General features: G+C 40.7%; 16 protein-coding genes. 2 read left to right on the forward strand and 14 right to left on the reverse strand.

The window, feature by feature from the left end:
• Nucleotides 1–71 precede the first annotated feature (71 nt).
• Both AC1DV1_RS05135 and AC1DV1_RS05140 read right to left on the reverse strand, forming a co-directional pair.
• A complete protein-coding gene (locus AC1DV1_RS05135; protein WP_477356228.1) occupies nucleotides 72–926 on the reverse strand; it encodes a helix-turn-helix domain-containing protein in 855 nt (284 codons plus the stop codon).
• A 50-nt stretch (nucleotides 927–976) separates the two neighbouring features.
• Nucleotides 977–1,483 (reverse strand): hypothetical protein, encoded by a 507-nt coding sequence (locus AC1DV1_RS05140; RefSeq protein WP_477356230.1) that lies wholly within the window; start codon nucleotides 1,481–1,483, stop codon nucleotides 977–979.
• Nucleotides 1,484–1,749: 266 nt separating this feature from the next.
• Here AC1DV1_RS05140 and AC1DV1_RS05145 point away from each other — a divergent pair, with 266 nt between their 5' ends.
• Entirely contained in the window at nucleotides 1,750–2,217 is a 468-nt protein-coding gene (locus AC1DV1_RS05145; protein ID WP_477356232.1) for a hypothetical protein, read from the forward strand.
• Nucleotides 2,218–2,266: 49 nt separating this feature from the next.
• On the opposite strand, the gene AC1DV1_RS05150 is transcribed toward AC1DV1_RS05145, so the two are convergent.
• Nucleotides 2,267–3,028, reverse strand: a complete 762-nt coding sequence (locus AC1DV1_RS05150) for an MBL fold metallo-hydrolase (RefSeq protein WP_477356234.1) — start codon at nucleotides 3,026–3,028, stop codon at nucleotides 2,267–2,269.
• Nucleotides 3,025–3,297 carry a hypothetical protein gene (locus tag AC1DV1_RS05155; RefSeq protein WP_477356235.1) on the reverse strand — a complete coding sequence of 91 codons (273 nt, stop codon included), beginning with the start codon at nucleotides 3,295–3,297 and terminating at the stop codon, nucleotides 3,025–3,027. The genes AC1DV1_RS05150 and AC1DV1_RS05155 overlap by 4 nt, the downstream gene beginning before the upstream one ends.
• Nucleotides 3,298–3,412: 115 nt before the next feature.
• On the opposite strand from AC1DV1_RS05155, the gene AC1DV1_RS05160 reads away from it, so the two are divergent.
• Nucleotides 3,413–4,474 (forward strand): polysaccharide deacetylase family protein, encoded by a 1,062-nt coding sequence (locus AC1DV1_RS05160; protein WP_477356237.1) that lies wholly within the window; start codon nucleotides 3,413–3,415, stop codon nucleotides 4,472–4,474.
• Between the two features lie 164 nt (nucleotides 4,475–4,638).
• On the opposite strand, the gene AC1DV1_RS05165 is transcribed toward AC1DV1_RS05160, so the two are convergent.
• The 10 genes from AC1DV1_RS05165 to spt form a co-directional block, all read right to left on the reverse strand.
• Complete coding sequence (locus tag AC1DV1_RS05165) at nucleotides 4,639–5,187, reverse strand: CAP domain-containing protein (protein WP_477356239.1); 549 nt, start codon at nucleotides 5,185–5,187, stop codon at nucleotides 4,639–4,641.
• Between the two features lie 231 nt (nucleotides 5,188–5,418).
• Nucleotides 5,419–6,186: a tetratricopeptide repeat protein gene (locus tag AC1DV1_RS05170; protein ID WP_477356241.1), complete on the reverse strand. Its 768-nt coding sequence runs from the start codon at nucleotides 6,184–6,186 to the stop codon at nucleotides 5,419–5,421.
• Nucleotides 6,187–6,427: 241 nt separating this feature from the next.
• Entirely contained in the window at nucleotides 6,428–7,366 is a 939-nt protein-coding gene (locus AC1DV1_RS05175) for a phosphatase PAP2 family protein (RefSeq protein ID WP_477356243.1), read from the reverse strand.
• Between the two features lies 1 nt (nucleotide 7,367).
• Entirely contained in the window at nucleotides 7,368–7,994 is a 627-nt protein-coding gene (locus tag AC1DV1_RS05180) for a sterol desaturase family protein (RefSeq protein WP_477356245.1), read from the reverse strand.
• A 227-nt stretch (nucleotides 7,995–8,221) separates the two neighbouring features.
• The gene (locus AC1DV1_RS05185) at nucleotides 8,222–8,944 is read right to left on the reverse strand and encodes a CDP-alcohol phosphatidyltransferase family protein (RefSeq protein WP_477356247.1); all 723 of its coding nucleotides are present in this window, start codon (nucleotides 8,942–8,944) and stop codon (nucleotides 8,222–8,224) included.
• 25 nt (nucleotides 8,945–8,969) lie between these two features.
• Nucleotides 8,970–11,528: a DUF5686 family protein gene (locus AC1DV1_RS05190; protein ID WP_477356249.1), complete on the reverse strand. Its 2,559-nt coding sequence runs from the start codon at nucleotides 11,526–11,528 to the stop codon at nucleotides 8,970–8,972.
• Nucleotides 11,529–12,151: 623 nt separating this feature from the next.
• Nucleotides 12,152–13,477: an inositol-3-phosphate synthase gene (locus tag AC1DV1_RS05195; protein WP_477356251.1), complete on the reverse strand. Its 1,326-nt coding sequence runs from the start codon at nucleotides 13,475–13,477 to the stop codon at nucleotides 12,152–12,154.
• Between the two features lie 201 nt (nucleotides 13,478–13,678).
• Nucleotides 13,679–14,665: an NAD-dependent epimerase/dehydratase family protein gene (locus tag AC1DV1_RS05200; protein WP_477356253.1), complete on the reverse strand. Its 987-nt coding sequence runs from the start codon at nucleotides 14,663–14,665 to the stop codon at nucleotides 13,679–13,681.
• The gene (locus AC1DV1_RS05205) at nucleotides 14,662–15,780 is read right to left on the reverse strand and encodes a GNAT family N-acetyltransferase (RefSeq protein WP_477356255.1); all 1,119 of its coding nucleotides are present in this window, start codon (nucleotides 15,778–15,780) and stop codon (nucleotides 14,662–14,664) included. The genes AC1DV1_RS05200 and AC1DV1_RS05205 overlap by 4 nt, the downstream gene beginning before the upstream one ends.
• A 114-nt stretch (nucleotides 15,781–15,894) precedes the next feature.
• Nucleotides 15,895–17,100, reverse strand: coding sequence for a serine palmitoyltransferase (spt, locus tag AC1DV1_RS05210; protein WP_477356257.1), 1,206 nt, complete (start codon nucleotides 17,098–17,100; stop codon nucleotides 15,895–15,897).
• Between the last annotated feature and the right edge of the window lie 274 nt (nucleotides 17,101–17,374).

The following is a 17,374-nucleotide window of genomic DNA, read 5'->3' on the forward strand; positions in this document are numbered from 1 at the left end:
TAATATCCAAATGTGGCTTGTTTTCCCGCGCAGGCGTTAATGCCGGCGGCTCAAAAACTATTGAAAACAGCTCATGCTTCTTGTAAGTTCATCTGGTATTGTTTTGGGCTTACGCCAAATTTTCTTTTAAATGCCGATGAAAAGTTCGAAAGGTTGTCGTACCCAAAATCCACATATAGTGATGTTGCATTTTTACCCTGTTCCAGCTCCTGCCGGGCTACCTCAAGCTTTCTTTCGCGAATGTATTTACCGGGGGCCATGTGGTAAACCTTTTCAAAGTCGCGTTTAAATGATGCCAGGCTCTTGTTGGCCAAAAAGGCCAACTCATCAAGCGTAAGGTTATTGAACAGGTTGTTCTCCACTACGTTTTTTAACAGCAATTCGGGCGATGGGGTGTTACTTCGTAACAGGCCGGTCAATTGGCTGCCGTAACTATCCAGTAAAACTAAAAGCAGCTCTTCTACTTTATTGGCGGCCAATAGGTATGGCAAATTTTGCCCCTCCTGTATCAGCGTTTGTATGCTTTTAACATAGTCGGCAATATAATTAGTTTGCCTGAACTTAATATAGTCTGGTGTTACCTGGGTGGTCCGCGAGTTTAATTTATGTCGGTTTAAAAAATCCTGGGCGAAGGCCGACGAAAAGAATACCAATATACTGCTGTATTGATGATCGTTTAAAGTATGCTCGGCCATAATGGAATTTCCTTCGGGAATCACAATCCCTTCGCCGGTGCCCACAATGGTATTATTGGCCGGGCGAAAAATTGCTTTCTCGCCATTAATTACAAAGCTTATGGCATAGCAGTTAAATACAACCCTGCTGTTTTGCAGGCTATCTTTTTCGGTGTAATGTACAAATGAAATATCGCCGGCAGTTATGCGCCGTTGGTTTTCGGTAGCCCGGGGTATGTAAATGTTGGTCATCAATTTATCTCTTCGCCGGTTAAATCTGTGGGTATAGCAGTTAAACCCTGTTACAGTATTTGCTCGGTAGTAGATTTTGGGATTTGCAAAGCCGGGTTAAAATTAGGGATTAGCTGTTTTATTTTATCGCTGCTGGAGTTGTTTAAATCCAAAAAAGACCATGTTTTACCACCATCCTTACTTATTGCCAATAAATAGCTGTGACTGATTATATGAGCATTTGGCAGTTTGATGGTTAAGTTCTCGGGCACAAGGCAATGGGTTTCGGCACCTGCTTTGTAAAATTTTCCGGGAGAGCCTACTGTTGCGCTTTCAAAAATCATTCCCTGGGTTTTCATTTGTGCCATACCCTGGTTAACTATCGATATCATTTTTTGCTTACCGCCCGCCATTTGCACTGCTTTAGGATAAGTATGGTTTATAATAGTTGCGTAATCGCCGGCTATCATGGCCTGGGCTAAAATATTAGCTTGTTGTTTTACTGCAGCTGTATCCTGGGCTAATAAGTTTAACGGTAAAATAGCAATGGCGAACAGGTAAATTGTGATTTTTTTCATGGTGTATATTCAAAAGCCTTTTTTATGGACGCAACTTGAATCTAATATAGGCTTTCGGCAGGTTAAAAAAAATAAAATTTAGTTTAGGTGTGCCTTTACGTCGTTGTAAATATTGATATGAATTTTGCATGTGTGATAAAATCAGTATGCCTCAAAACACTGTGGGTTGCAAATAACAGCGCCGTATCGCTGTATAAATTCCATTACAATGCATAAGCCGCTTTCATTTTAGGTAACTTCATATTTAAAAACATAAATACTTCCTGATGGTGTTAAAATGTCTGATCAAAATAGTATCTCCGGTCATTTTAATGGCGGGCTTGCATGGGTGCAGCCATGGTAAACAAGTATTTAAGAGCGATTGCAATGACGATTACTCGCCCGTTTATAAGCGTGTTCCTTTTACCGAGCTGGTAAAAAATCTTAAAAAATACGATAGGCAATATGTAGAGGTTACCGGTAAATATATTGAAGCGCCAGAGCAATCAGCTTTGTTTAATGACAACCTTTTTGCCGATCACTCGGCAGGGCATGCCATTTGGATAAATTTTAATCCTGATTGCCCGCTTTATTTAGAGGGAACGCGAACAGGGCTTTTTCAATATAATAATGGCCAGTTTACACAAATAAATGATAAGCAGGTAACTATAAAGGGGCGGGTGGATGCCCACGATACCGGGCACCTAAACCAATATAAAGGGGCTATTGAAAGAATTAGTTATATCAATTTATAATGGGAGCCTTGTCCGGCTGTTTTTGATATAACTGAAGTAAATATTGGCCCTAAATCTCCAGCTTTAAACCATCATAAGCCAGCCGGATATTGGGTGGTAACTCTGCGGATATCTCCTGGTGTTTGCCAAGGCGATGACTTATATGGGTAAGATAAGTGGTTTCGGCGCCAATTTCGATGGCGAAATCAATCGCCTCATCGAGTGTAAAGTGCGAGATATGGGTTTGCTTTTGCAGGGCATTGATCACCAATATTTTGGAGCCCTTTATTTTGTCTTTTTCGGCCTCTGATACCGTTTTAGCATCGGTGATATAGGTAAAATCATTTATCCTGAAACCCAATACAGGCAGCCGGTAATGCAAAACTTCGATAGGGATAAATTTTACACTGCCGATATTAAAAGGATCTAAGCTGATGGGGTGCACGGTAACCTGTGGGATACCGGGATATCCGGTACCATCAAATACATAAGGGAATTCGCGGGCAAGCGCGCGCTGAACCCTGAAATCGGCGTAAACATCTACAGGGCCTTGCTGAAAATAGTTGAATGCCCGAATGTCATCCATCCCGGCTATATGATCTTTGTGCTCGTGGGTGTATACAATGGCATCCAAGCGTTTTACGCCAGCGCGCAGCATCTGGTACCTGAAATCGGGACCCGAATCAATAACGATGGTTTTATCTTCGGCTTCAATTAAAATAGATGTGCGTAAACGCTTATCGTATGTATCTGCAGACGTGCACACCTCGCACCCGCAGGCAATAACAGGTACGCCCTGCGATGTTCCGGTACCTAAAAATGTTATGGTCACAGCTGCAATTTTGTTTGTTTTATTTCCTGTAAAAATGCAACCTGTTTTTCGTCAAGCAATCTAAAATCTACTTCCAGTTCTCGGAGCAGTTCAACCAGGGCCAGAATTTTACTTTCCAGGTTCGAAAACCGGTTTACAATCACCATACGGCTGTTTAATAGCAGGCACGCCCCGGTTTTAAAGTTGCCTTTCTCGTACCGCACCTTGTAGCCTGCTGTTTTGAGCAGTATCTCCAATTTTTCGAGTGTATGGTTGGTAGCGGGTAGCATTATTTCAAAAGTAGTAAATTAAGTGTAATTACAGGTTCATTTTTGGATATGGATGCCTTTGGTTTAAATAGCTTGTATCGGTATATTTATAAACCAATTGTAATCCTTTATCATCATGAAAAAAATTATCGTTTTTGCTGTTTGCATCATTTACATCAATGTAGCTTTTGCACAGCAAACAAAAACCTATGCCGAAAAGCTGGGCTGGCCAAAAGGCGCACGTGTAATTATTTTGCATGTTGACGATGCCGGGATGTCGCATGAATCGAACGATGGGGTAGAGAAAGCTATTGAAAAGGGTGTGGCTACCTCAACCAGTGTCATGATGCCCTGCCCGTGGGTGCCCGAATTTGTAAAATACCTGGATAAGCACCCCAATACTGATGCCGGCCTTCATTTAACCTTAACATCCGAATGGGATAACTATCGCTGGGGGCCACTGGCGGGTAAAAGTATCGTACCAGGCCTTACAGATAAACAAGGATGTTTGCACCCCAGTGTTGTGGCTGTTTATTTTAATGCATCGGCAGATGAAGTTGACAAGGAAATACGGGCGCAACTGGATAGGGCTTTAAAAATGGGCTTTAAGCCCACACACCTTGATTCGCACATGGGTACTTTGTTTGCCAAGCCGGCATTTACTGAAAAGTATATTAAGCTTGGAATTGAAAAGCAAATTCCGGTAATGTTCCCCGGCGGCGATGACCTGTTTTACCGTGCCGAAGCCCGGGCCGCTACCATAGCCGAATTAAAACAACAGGGTAAATATACCGAGGGCATGCCGATACCCGATCCGGCTGTATTGGCCAATGTGAAAGAAACCGGGGCCATGATCTGGAAGGCCGGGCTGCCCGTACTCGACGATCTGCATAACTCAAGTTACGATTGGCAGATGCCCGATATTGATAAAATGACCGATGCCGAAATTCAAAAATGGTATACCGATCACTATATCGAAAGCATTGGCCGCCTGTCGCCTGGATTAACCATGGTAATTATGCATTGTACCAATCCCTCGCCAAACTTCGATCAGATATCCGATACCGGAAAAAAACGCAAGGGCGACTTACTGGCCATGCTCGATCCACGGTTAAAAGCGTTTTTGAAAGAGAAAGGATTTATACTAACCACCTGGCGCGAAGTAATGGAAAGGAGGGTGAAGGCAGGTGGGCTTTAGATATGCAGATGTGCAGATTTCAGATGTGCAGATTCTGGGTGCAGATTTTAGATGTGTAGATTCAGAAGTATACATCAAATGTTACGTCATCTGCCCACCTGCCGCATATCTGTAAATCTGCTTTTTCATCTGCACATCTGAAATCTGCACATCTGCATATCAGGTTAGTTCTGTATCAACTTATACTTTCCTGATTTGATTAGCTTTTGTTGCTCGGTCGAAAAGGAGGTGCGGCCGCCAAAATCCTGTACCCAATAGCTTTTATATTCTGCTACGCCAACTTCCTTAAAGTCGGGGTTCATCAAGTTTCGGCAATGGCCTTCGCTTTTAAACCAGCCCTCCATCACCTCGGCTATACTTTGCTGGCCCTGGGCAATGTTTTCGCCTATGGCAAAGCTTTTAAAACCTTTAAACTTATAGCCTGCCAAAACGATCCTATCTTCCATACTGCGGCCGTCTTTACTGGTATGGCTAAAATAATTGCGTTTAGCCATATCCTTTGCATGGCCGGTGGCTGCATCAAACAGTTTATTGTTCCAAGTTAGGGCAGGGGCGGGTGGGAAATACTTATCACCACAATTGCAGCCCCTGGCCCGGGTTTGGTTTATCCGGGTTAGAAACTCGCTTTTAAATTCTTCGGTTTGCCCGTAGGCGTTGCCGCATATTAACAATGCGGCAACTAAATATATAGCGCTTAAAAATGATTTAGTCATATACTTATCAGACAAACAAAACTGAATGAGGTTTAGTATGGCGCAACTAAGAAATTTGTTGAATAATTGAAACAGCGTTATTGATCAATTGGCATTCCTAATAAGATTACTGGATACAATGTGACTACTGCCTGGGTTTTCGGAGCCTTATACGCCAACGGCTTCGCTTTTTACGCCGCACGTAATAAACCATTACCGCTATTGCCATAACTGCAAGGGCGATGATAAGCGTTACAACGAGACGGTATGCCTTGCCGAGGCGAGTTTGGAGCCGCGTTTGAAGCTGGAGGTATATACTTTTTTTTTGACGATGATAGAATCCTGTTTTTTAATCTGAATAGAATCTTTTTTGGCAACCATTGCCAATTTGGTTTCCTCCGCTTTTTGGATGCTGTCGTCTAAAAATTCATGTCGTTTTATGGCAACGGCAGCTTTGTCGTAATTCTTCATATGCCGGTATAAATCGGCATAACCTACCTGTACTGCCGATTCATTCCTGGGGTCTTTATTTTTTACTGCGATTTTAAGTGCCTCATTCAGATCGCGCATGGCCAGTGTGTAATCTTTAATATCACCTTTTATAGCCGATAGTTCAATTAACGATGAAATGATGTTAGGAACATCGTGTTTTAAACGGGAGATGTTGTTTGATTGCAATATGAACCATTTGGCCTGGCTGTAATTATGCTGAGAGCGGTATATTTTTGACAGGTTGTTGTAACACGTACGTAAACCTAAAGAATCATTAATGCTTGAGTATACGTGCAACGCCAGCATGGAGTAATTTAACGCTTCGTTTTTAAAATAGTGTCTTAAGTTCCTGTTGCTAACTGTATCATAGTGCATGTATTCTTCGGCGATAGCATTGTAGATAGGACCCTTTAAAGAATCGCTTGTGACCTGTAATTTTTGCTTAAGGCTATCCAGGTCACCAGTGTAGGCTGATAATTTTGATCCGGCTAAAAGGATAAAGATGAGGCAAGTAAGCAGTTTCTTCATATAGGGGTTATCGAATATAGCAATATGTTTTAATATTACTTAGTCAAATAATGTGCCCGACTACTCAAATTGCCTGCCCGGCCGAATAAAATTGATATGAAATATTAATTCCTGCACTGTAGGGGCGCTTTTTGCACTAAACATGGGCGAGTTTTTTTTTAAACAGCGGCGCGTTTTTTTTGAACATTTCATTTGGTACACAAAACAGGACATCATTTACGCCCGGTATAAGTATTATGTACTAAACAATAGTCTGTTCGTAACGGGTGATAAAGTGCAGCAGTGTCTTTGATCGTTTCAGCAAAAAGTTGAAAAGGAAAATGCCGATGGATGCGCAGGTGATGCCCGCCAATACATCAAGCACATAGTGGTGGCTGGCATATATGGCGGTAAACCAGATGCCCAGCATTACTATGGCAAAAAATAAATTTGCTTTGCCAAGGCGGTTTTTAATGCCATAATATAAAACAATAACCGGGTACGACGAATGTAATGATGGCATTGCAGCAAATACATTTGAACCTTTGGCATAAATAGACTTAAAAACGCCTGCGTGAAAAAAATCATCAAATTTAGCCAGGCCAGCTGTATTACCCTGGGTTAAGGGATGAAATTGCAGGCCATGGTATTGCACATACCAGGGTGGTGCAGCCGGGAAGGCGTAGTATACCACAAAGCCCAATAAATTAACCAGTACAAAGGTGAGTGAAAATTTGAGGAACTGTTTTTTATTTTTAAAGAACAAAAAGGTTGCAAAAGCAAGCGGTACGGGAATCCAGCACAGGTAAAATATACCTGCCATAACATCCATAACCGTGTTACCGTTTGCCCGCCAGTATTCATTTGGGGTAAGCAGGCTACCTTTGTAATGGATGCCGAACAAGCGTTTTTCGAAATTATAAATATCGGCTATGTGTACGGTATTGAAATTGTAGTTAGGGAAGGCCTTCATATAATCAAATATGATCCAGTATACAATGAAGATGCTGAAGCCAAGGATAAATTTACGCGTAACTGCCGATGCGTAAAAAAGGGAATTAAATATCAGTACAAGCGTTAATTCATCGCTTTTATAACCTATTAAAAAGTAGGAGAGTACTAAATACCCTATCGAGATGAGCGAAACAATAAGTACCGTTTTGGTATTGATTGTTACACTGTTATGCGCGGTAGTATTCACCTTATTTTTTTAAAAATCCGGAACGGAATATTTTGTCCCACAGCGGCGAGCTTACACCGTAGCCCCTGTCGGGATCCTGGTAGTGGTGCAACATATGGTGTTGCTTTATTTTTTTAAACAGGCCGCTTTTAAAGTTAAAGTGATGCATAGCATAGTGCGATATATCATAAAACAGGTACCCTAATATAAAGCCGGGAAAAAAGCCAAAAACATTATCGGCGGGCAATATCCATTTAAATAAAAAGAAAAAACCGGTAGCCAGCGGGATACTTAATGACGGCGGCAATACCAAACGTTTGGCATCACTCGGGTAATCGTGGTGTACGCCGTGCATAATAAAATGCAGTCTTTTCGCCCATTCCCAGTTTTCGTTGGGTTTAAGGTGAAAAACAAAGCGGTGCATAATGTACTCGGTAATTGTCCAGATAAATAAGCCCAGGATAAACAGTTCGGTGTATTTTATAAAACCAATACCCGCGTTAAAGGCCAGGTAGGTTGAGTAAATGATAACCGGTACAAAAATATACAAGGGTACAGTATAATGCACCTTTGATAAACCCTCTAAAAAGTTGCTTTTAAACATCCTCACAGACTCCTGTGAGTTAGATACATAATTCTTTGTCGCCATAATATATCAGGTTTAAAATTTTTAACTATTTCTTCGCCTGTTATTTTAATGTTTTGTTTTGATATAATTTATTACCAGGAACTGTAGTACAGCCCTTGCACGAAGGTACGATAATTTAGCCGGGGGCTCAAGTTGTAAGTTCAAAGTCTTGACCTGTCAGTTATAAGTTGAATTTCATATAACAAATATCCAATCCCGCTTCAGGCTTATAACTTGCTGCTCTAAGCTTAAGCTGCTTCTTCCTCTTGTTTTATTAAAGCTTTTTTTGCTTCTCTTAACCGGTTAAAAGCGGTAATATTGGTTAGCACAGCCAGTAATACCAATGGGAAAGTAAATATCGATATCGGCTCAAATATGTGAAATTTAACACCTGGTATAAACAATTTATAATTGCCGCCAATGTATTGTGCAACTATACCGCTTATTAACGCGCATACGCCAATAGTAACCACACGCTCGGGCCGTTGCATTAAGCCGCCTTTTACTTCAACACCCAGGCCTTCGGCCCGTGCCCTTACATAACTTACCATCATCGAGCCTATGAGGGCTATAAACGCAGCTATCGAGCTTATAAAATAGTGGTGCCCAACCAGGTAATAACAAATACCCAGGAACATGATTAACTCGCTGTAACGGTCAAGAACGGAATCATACAAGGCGCCAAAGGTTGATTTCATGTTGCCTAAGCGGGCTACCTGGCCATCAAGCATATCAAATAAGCCGGCAAACAGTATTAAGCCACCTGCCCAGCCCACATAACGCAAATCGCCGCGGTTACCTTCTTCGGCACCTAAAATAAAAATGGCCGCAACACCCACGTTCAGCACAAAACCAATTGATGTAACTGCGTTTGGTGTTAATCCGACCTTGATCAGAATTTTTACAACGGGATCAATCACCCGGTAAATACCTAATTGCAGGTTTGTTCTAAGCGATATTTTTTGTTCCATTTTTGTAATAGTTTGATGTACAAAATTAAAAATCAAATTTAATTCTGGTGCGTATACCCCAATTTGCTACGTTCGGATGATTAAGGTAGTTAAACCTTTCCACAAAATCAACACGAATTAGCTTAAATATGTTTTCGATACCAACGCTTCCCTCAACATAAGGAGTGCGGCCTAATGAATAAGTAAGGGGCACTCCATTAGCATCAACAGGTAACTGGTACAGTGACGGGTGTATCGAAGGATTATTACCATCACTTAAGCCACCCCAAAGTACCTTAAAGGAAGCGGTTTCGCGCCATTTTAATTTTTTAAACAAGGGCACTTTATTAAAGAAGAAACCCATAAAGTGCTGATCAATCCTTACACCTTCATAATGATCATAAACAAACTCCAAAAAGTTCATCAGGTTATAGGAGTCGATATCATAGGCATAGGTTTGATTGGCGCGGGGAATTGATAACAGCGGATATGGTACTGTTCCAAACACCTTGCCACCATATACGGCTACATCGGCATAACCTAACTGCGATTCATAAACCCGTTTATCAATACGGGCATCAATTTTTTGGTAATTATATTCGCCACCAAAAATATTTTTTACACCCGCTGTAAATTGTACCTGGTAAATAGGATATTTATTGGGTAGCGGGGTACGGTAAATTTTGCCCTGGTAAAATTCTTCGTTAGGTGCGTACCTTAAACCTGCGGTAAATTCTGTTGTAGTTAAATCATGAACCGGATGTGTAAGGTCATTAGCCGGCCTGAAATATAATGATCCGGCAGGCTCCTGGTTCCATGCGTTAAAACCGGCGCTGTATGAAAAATGGCTTTCAAACTCGTGTACGTAATCAATTCTATAATTATCGTTGTACAGGTATTTGTCATTTACCCCACGTTTGAATGACAACAGGAAGTTATCCTCTTGTACAAACTGAAGGTTGGCCCCAGGTATTTTCGTATCACGCTGAAAGCTAGCCCTTAAATAGTTTTGTGGGAATTTATAGATTGATTTGTTATTAAGCGAGTAAGTTGCGCTCAGGAAATATTTCCAGCGTTCGTCTTTAAACCCGTAAGCCGCGTAAGTTTCAAAATAGTAGCGCTTGCTTAATGCCGGTGTGGTACGGCCCCCAAACCTAAGTTTGAAACCTTCTACAGGGTTAAAGCTATAAAAAGTGTTTGCAGGGCCAATTTCAAATTTGCCAAAGCCTTTGTAACCCGCAAGTAACAGCGTAGCAATATCAACCGTACGCTTATAAGATGGCATATCTTTTAAGCTATCAATGTTTTTATAAACTTTTGATTCGGCCGTAGTAAGCGTATCAAGCCTGTTTTTTTGCCAGAAAGCGTCCGGTCTGTTTTTAGCTTCATCCGAGGCTTCTTCTGATTGTTTATTGTAAGCTGTATCGGGCCGGGGCTTGTTTACAACATAGTTACCCAGCGTAATGGTACGGGTACCAAACAGGCTGCTTTTTGCTTCTTTTTTTGATGCTCCAAAATCGGCGGTGGTGGTACTCTTACTCATGTGGTAACGCCCGTCCGGATTTTGTTCAAACGTTAAATCTACCTGTATCGACCGGATAAAGTTGATGTTGATATTTTTGTTTACAATAAGGTTGGCCTTTTGAACCGCATAATTACCATCGAGAGTAATATAAATCCGCCCCTCAAATAATACATCGGTAGTGTTTCTTGGAGTAAAGCTTAACTCAACCAGTTTATGATTATGCTCGTCGGTAATGGTATCGGTGATGAAGAATTTGTAGTAGTTAGGTGAGTTATCTGATATCGGGCTTAAAAACTGGCTGGTTATTAACAGCACATTGTTATCATAGATATTAACCTTGGTATATAAGTGCTTAAAATATTGTGTAAGGCCGGCGTTATCAACAGCAGGGCCAAAGTTTACATTTTTTTCACCCAGTACAATTTCCCTTGTTTTTTCGGGCGTTTTACGATAGTAATTCTGCGATATTTTTTCGTTCAGGAAAATAGGTAAGATGGATTTTCCGGGGACAGTGGTTGAATCCCTGTTATCAAGGATGAACTTATATTTCCTGAAAAATTTACGATCCGAAAATTTTGCCGAAACATTGGCTGCCCCAAACATCATTTTATCGTACTCGCGGTACTCAACATAATCATAGGCCTCCGGGCGGTTTTTTTCTTTATTTTCAATAACCTTACGTATCAGTTCAACCGCGGGGTTGTCTTTATTGCGGTATTTGGGTTTTTTGCCGGCTTTAATAGTAACCTGGGCCAATTGCTGGGCCGATGGAAAAAGCTTCACGTTAATAACCTGCTCTTTACCTGGTACTACAGCCAAAAACGCGTCTTTGTATCCCAAAAAGGAGATTTTTATTTGCTTATAAGTTTGGTTGGTTGTTGACAGGCGGTAATTTCCATTATTATCGGTAGTAACCCCGGTGGTGGTTCCGGTAAAGCCAACCACTACATAGGGAAGGGTTTGTTTATTGCCCGCATCAGTAACCTTGCCAGTAATAATAGTGGTTTGGGCAAATATTGATGTAACGGAAAAAAAGAATATTGAAAAGAATAGACTTTTGTAAATTTTTTTAAACTTCATGTACTTTATGCAATTATGCAAATACAAACCTTTTTTTGAATGATAATATAATCTCGCCCCGCTATTTAGCTAACCTTTTGGTTACCGATATTATTAGTTATCAGTTTAAATTATCAGGCCGATCAATCATCCGCACTGATCCCACTTTTTGGACTAATCAGGTGGTAAACCTGTTTTAAATAGGTTTAATGCACCTTTTATAACTCCTATATCACGCTTGTAACTGCATTCCAAAGGTAAAAAAAATCCCTACAGACTAATGTGGTCAAAAAGTCAAATATTGTCTGCGGTAGTTACAACAACGGTAATCATTTAAATAAATTACCTTGAAATTATACTAATAGCTAAATAATGATAATAAATACATAGCAGGGCATACTAATCAGTATTTGCATATACATAACCTGTAGAATTACAGTCTTTAACAAAAAATATTGTTACAAGAGTACTAAAAATTGCAGGCCTGCTGTACAGCTACCATAAGTATTTAACATTTATTAACAGCTTAATTGATATTTGGCAGCTTAGCAATTAATAAACTTAGGTTTAAGGATGGCTTATAAACAAATCAGCCACATAAAGATCGGACTTTATACGGCTGATTTTTATTTTATTACAATTTATTATGCTTCCTGGGCAAACATATCGTCATAATAATCTAAACCAAGGTGGGTTATCAAATCTTCGCCCATTAAATAACGAAGGGTGTTCTCTAACTTGATCAATTGTTTAAATATATCATTCTCGGGATGTAAACCCTCAGCAGTTTGGGGCGATTTAAGGTAAAATGATAACCATTCCTGAATACCACTCATGCCGGCACGTTTGGCCATGTCACTAAATAAAGCAAGGTCAAGCGCAATAGGAGCGGCAAGGATAGAGTCGCGGCAAAGGAAGTTAATTTTGATTTGCATTTTGTAACCCAACCAGCCAAAAATATCAATGTTGTCCCAGCTTTCTTTGTTATCGCCATGTGGTGGGTAGTAATTGATACGGATTTTGTGGTAAATGTTACCATAAAGCTCCTGGTTGTCTTCGGGTTTAAAAATATCTTCCAGCACGCCTAATTTTGATACTTCTTTGGTTTTAAAGTTATCAGGATCATCCAATACCAAACCATCGCGGTTACCTAATATATTGGTAGAGAACCAGCCGTGTACCCCTAATGAACGTGCAGCAAGGCCCGGAGCCAAAACTGTTTTCATTAAAGTTTGGCCGGTTTTAAAATCTTTACCCGCAATAGGTGTTTTGGTTAATTTTGATAGCTCAATTAAAGCAGGAATATCAACGGTTAGGTTAGGGGCACCGTTTGAGAAAGGCACACCTAATTTTAAAGCTGCGTAAGCATATATCATGCTTGGCGCTATCAATTTGTCGTCATCTTTTAACGCCTGTTCAAAAGCAGCAAGCGATTGGTGGATGGCCGATGCCTCGTAATAGATCTCTGTCGATCCGCACCATACCAATACAACACGGTCTAATCCGTTTTGCTCTTTAAAGTTTTTGATATCCTCCATTACCTGTTGCGCCAGCTCATAGCGCGTTCCGGTTTTAACGTGGGTACCCCTTAGATTTTTAGCGTAGTTTTGATCAAAGGCGGCCTTCATCGGTACAATTGCTTCCAATGCTGGTTTTACGGCATCCAGTAACGACGATTCCAACACCTTAGCGTTTGATGCAGCCTGGTAAACATTGTCTTCATAAACATCCCAACCGCCAAAAACAATATCGTTTAGCTGGGCAAGCGGTACAAATTCGTTAATTTTAGGGTTACGGTTTTCGGTACGTTTGCCTAAACGGATGTGTCCCATTTGTGTAAGAGAGCCGATTGGTTGCGAAATGCCTTTTTTTACAGCTTCAACGCCGGCAATCAGCGTGGTGGCTACTGCGCCCAAACCAGGGATAAGGATACCCAGTTTACCTTCGGCTGGAGAAATTTTGATTTTCATTATACTTATTTATTGTTTAATTGTTGGGGGCAAAAGGGCTGTGTAAATGATTTGTCGCCGTTTTACCTTTTGTTGTTTTTAAAGTTGCGTTTATTGATAAGTCCTTGATTATCAACTTACTTAAACGTTTAAGTAAGTTGATAATATTTATGTTTTAGTCAATTTTTAGTACTTTATGTAATCATGTTTTTTTGCCGGGCGTTACAACCAGTCGTTGGCCCTATACCACTTTAGTGTTTCAATTAAGCCGGTTTGTAAATTGTAGGCCGGATAAAACCCCAGCTGCGACTTCGCTTTTTCGATATCAACCGACCAGTTAACGGCCATGAGTTCGTCAAGCTTCTCCATATTTATAATGGCGGCTTTATTGCTCAAAGAACTCACTTTTTCTGATACAAAGGCTATTATTTTTACAAATATTACAGGTAAATGAAATTTAAAGGTTTTTAAGCTCAAAGCTTCCTTGGCTAAGTTGGCTAACTCATATTTACTGTAAAAATTGCCGTCGCTCAAATTATAATCTGTATTGTTTCCGTCGTACAATGATTTTATGGAAGCTTTGGCTACATCCTTTACATATATAAAGGTTAGTTTTTGATCGGCCTTGCCCATATACGGCTCAAGGCCTCGGGTAAGCTGCTTAAAAAATATAAATATTCCTGTATCCCTTGGGCCATAAATAGCCGTTGGCCGCAATATAGTATAGTTTAAATTTTCAACCGTCCTTAACTGTTCTTCGGCCAGTAGCTTACTGCGGCCATAAGCAGTAACCGGGTTGGGTTTGATAGTTTCGCTGATGGTGCCGGATAATGTTTTAAGCGGCCCAAGTGCTGCCAGGCTGCTGATGAGCACAAACTTTTTCAGGTTAATGCCCGCCTGTACCGCGGCAGAAGCGAGGTTGAACGTATGGGTGGCATTAATATAGTTATAGGCCGCCTGTGATTTTGCTGCCGTAACGCCGGCCGCGTGGATAATATAATCGGGCTTGATATCGGCCAGTTGTTGTTTTAGCGCAGTAAGGTCGCGGTAATTAAGGTTGACAAATTTGATATCGAGATTTTTCAGGTGATCTGTTTTGCTGCTTTTGCGCACGGCGGCATATACCTCAAGGTTGTTGTGTAATGCCTCTTCGATAATATGAAACCCAGCAAAACCGCTTGCCCCGGTTATCAAAACCTTTTCCCTCATATCGTTTTTTGGTACAACCTGTATGTTTTATACGGGTCGCCTTTGATGGCTTCTATAGCCCGGTTTACCATGTCATTATGCTCTAAAGTCCAACCGGCTTCGGCGTGTTTAAAGCCTTTGGCCTTGTACTCTCTGATAATAGTACCATATAAACAGGCCTCAATACCCATTTTACGGTAACCATCTATTACCCCTAACGCATAAATGCGGATGCTTTGTATATTTTTTTTACCAAACAGCAGTTTAAATATGCCGGTTGGCAACAAACGGCCACGTTTTATTTTCTGAAAAATCTCGTTATAATTGGGCAGGGCCAAACCAAAGGCTACTATTTTGCCATTTTGCTCGGCAACCAATGCAAAATCAGGATCGAGGATCAGTTTAAGATCTTTGGCCAGGTAATCAAATTCCTCGTCGGTTAAGGGCACAAAGCCGGTATTACTATCCCAGGCCGAGTTATATACTTCGCGAAGCTTGGCTGCTTCCTCTTTGAATTTTTTTAAATTTACTTTGCGGATAATGATATTGCTCCGTTTTAAACGCTCCTCTAAAGAGTTTAATAACCTTACCGATTTATCATCATATTCCTGCCCGTCCCAGTGCCATGCTATCATGTCAACATCCTTACCAAAGCCATAGCTTTCAATAAGGTTGGCGTAATACGGTTTATTGTAGGTGTTCATTAAAAACGCCGGGCTATCAAAGCCTTTAATCAATAATCCGCAAGATTCATTGGTGCTAAAGTTCACCGGGCCTAAAAGCTGGCCGGTTACACCTTTGTTTTTAAGCCAGCCGGTAACTACATCAAACAACAGGTTTGAAACCTCGGTGCTATCTATACAATCAAAAAAGCCAAAAAAACCATCGTTTTTCTGATTGTATTCGTTGTGGGCGTTATTCAGGATGGCTGCGATACGGCCTACAATTTTATCGCCGTCGTAGGCTAAAAATGGTTGTAACTTGTTATGCTTATGAAAAGGGTGGATGGTTAGCAGGTCGCGCTGGGCTATAAACAGTTCTGGAACATAGTTTGGGTCGCCCTCATACAAATCATGCGGAAAATCAATAAATGAAGCCAGTTCCTTTTTGGAACTAACAGTTACAATTTTTATCATGAGTGGTTTGCACTAATTGGTTGCCCTAAGGGCTATATGAACGTAAAAGTCCGTGTGTACAGGCTTGCTTTTAATAAAACAGCAGCCAGTCATACACACGGACACTTTATATGGTTATATTTTTTCTTTAACAGAAGTAACGCCTACTTCTTTAAATACTTTAGTCAGCTTTTCAACAGCTTCTTCAATTTGCTCAAATGTATGAGTAGCCATTAATGAGAAACGCAGCAACGATGAATCTGAAGGTACAGCCGGCGAAACAACAGGGTTAACAAAAATGCCAGCCGCTTGCAGTTGTTTGGTTACCAGGAAAGTTTTCTCGTTATCGCGTACGTAGATAGGCAATATCGGGCTTTCGGTTGGGCCAAGGTCAAAACCTTCGTCAAGCAAAAGTTTCATAGCATAATTGGTATTATCCCAAAGTTTCTGAATCCTTTCGGGTTCTGATTCCATAATATCCAATGCTGCAATTACGCTGCCAACAGATCCTGGTGTCATACTCGCGCTGAACATTAACGAACGGCCGCGGTGTTTAATAAAGTCAACAGTATCCTTATCGGCAGCAATAAAACCACCTAATGAAGCTAATGACTTACTAAAGGTTCCCATAATAAGGTCAACATCCTTGGTAAGCCCAAAGTGCGATGCAGTACCTGCCCCATTATGACCGATAACCCCAAGGCTATGCGCATCATCAACCATGATGTTTGCACCATATTGGTCGGCAAGCTGAACTATTTCAGGTAACTTAACAATATCACCTTCCATGCTGAAAATACCATCAACTGCAATAACCTTTACAGCTTCTTCGGGCAATAATGCCAGCTTGCGCTGCAGGTCGTTCATGTCATTGTGGGCGTATTTTAACACTTTTGAAAACGAAAGTCGGCTACCATCAATGATGCAGGCATGATCGTATTCGTCTAAAATAATGTAATCATTACGTCCGGTAATGCAGGATAGTACGCCAAGGTTTACCTGGTAGCCTGTGCTAAATAAAACGGCGGCTTCTTTACCAACTAAAGTGGCAAGCCTGTTTTCTAACTCAATATGAATATCCAGTGTACCATTTAAGAAACGCGATCCGGCACAGCCTGTGCCATATTTATCAATCGCTTTTTTTGAAGCTTCTTTAATTTTGGGGTGGTTGGTAAGGCCTAAGTATGAGTTAGATCCAAACATTAATACCCTTTTGTTGTCAATTAATACTTCAGTGTCCTGAGCAGACTCAATAGGCCTGAAATAAGGATACAATCCCTTCTCCCGGAGCATATTTGCAACCTGGAACTCGGCGATCTTCCCATGTAGTTTTTTAACCATGTATTAACTCTGCTTTAATTTTGCGTAAAAATACCATGAATAAGTGTATAACTTATACGGTAAATGTAATTTTTTTTAAATAAGCTTTCCCGAACGTTTAAGTTCTGACAAAGCCGTATTAAACCACATGGCAAATTAATTAAAATTTTTATTTATTTGCTATCCCTTATTTTCATTTTTTTGTAAAAACGGCCAAAACACGTTTTTTGTCGCATTTTTATAAAGTTTACGTAAAATTTTTGTGGTTGATGCTAATTTGCTAATATTAACCACA

It is taken from the genome of Mucilaginibacter sp. P4_D1, from assembly GCF_056401935.1.